Below are 1,165 nucleotides of genomic sequence, written 5' to 3'. Positions count from 1 at the left end.
GCCGACATCTGCGACCGCGACGCGGTGCGGGCCGCCTTCGCGGACTTCCAGCCGCAGGCGGTGATGCATCTGGCCGCCGAGAGCCATGTCGACCGCTCGATCACCGATCCCGGCGCCTTCGTGCGCACCAACGTCATCGGCACGCAGACGATGCTCGACGCGGCGCGCGAGCGCTACGACGGCCTGACCGGCACGGATCGCGAGGGCTTCCGCTTCCTCCACGTCTCCACCGACGAGGTCTACGGCTCGCTGCCGCCGGGGGGCTTCTTCACGGAGGACAGCCGCTACGACCCGCGCTCGCCCTACTCGGCCTCGAAGGCCGCCTCCGACCACCTCGCCCGCGCGTGGCACGAGACCTACGGCCTGCCGGTGCTGGTGACGAACTGCTCGAACAATTACGGGCCGCGTCACTTCCCCGAGAAGCTGATCCCGCTGATGATCCTCAACGCCCTGGAGGGCAGGAACCTGCCCGTCTACGGCGACGGCCTGAACGAGCGCGACTGGATCCATGTCGAGGACCACGCCAAGGGCCTCGTCGCCGTGCTGGAGCGGGGGCGGATCGGCGAGACCTACCTCCTTGGCGGGCGCGCCGTGCGCAACAACCTCGCCGTGGTGAAGGGCCTGTGCGCCGCCTTCGACCGGCTGCGCCCGGAGGCCGGGCCGCACGAGCGGCTGATCACCTTCGTCGCCGACCGGCCGGGCCACGACCGGCGCTACGCCATCGACTGCAGCAAGGCGGAGGCCGAACTCGGCTGGGCGCCGCAGAAGACCTTCGAGGCGGCCCTGGAAGAGACGGTGGCGTGGTACCTCGCCAACGAGGCGTGGTGGCGCCCGATCCGCGAGGGCCGCTATCAGGGCGAACGCCTCGGGCTCGCCGGCTGATGGACATCCTCGTCCTGGACGATAGCCTGGACAGGCTGGCCGGACCGGTCCGGGCCTGAGCCGCTAAAGAGCAAGGACCCATCCGATGAAGGGCATCATCCTCGCCGGAGGCTCCGGCACGCGGCTCCACCCGGCGACCCTGTCGATCAACAAGCAGCTCCTGCCCGTCTACGACAAGCCGATGATCTACTACCCGGTCTCGGTGCTGATGCTGGCCGGCATCCGCGAGATCCTGATCATCTCGTCGCCGGAGCACCTGGACAATTACAAGCGCCTGTTCGGC

General features: G+C 69.4%; 2 protein-coding genes. Both read left to right on the top strand.

The window, feature by feature from the left end; translation table 11 throughout:
• Window positions 1-882: dTDP-glucose 4,6-dehydratase (gene rfbB / locus MKK52_RS17330; protein ID WP_243955901.1), on the top strand; the 882-nt coding region annotated here is incomplete at its 5' end.
• A gap of 85 nt (window positions 883-967) precedes the next feature.
• Window positions 968-1,165 (top strand): sugar phosphate nucleotidyltransferase (locus MKK52_RS17325; RefSeq protein ID WP_243955899.1); only part of this gene is annotated, 198 nt, incomplete at its 3' end.

Source organism: Methylobacterium sp. J-067 (assembly GCF_022829465.1).
In the GTDB taxonomy this organism is placed as follows: domain Bacteria; phylum Pseudomonadota; class Alphaproteobacteria; order Rhizobiales; family Beijerinckiaceae; genus Methylobacterium; species Methylobacterium litchii.
Note: the sequence above shows the minus strand (reverse complement) of the source record. Positions and strands in the feature narration are given on the sequence as shown.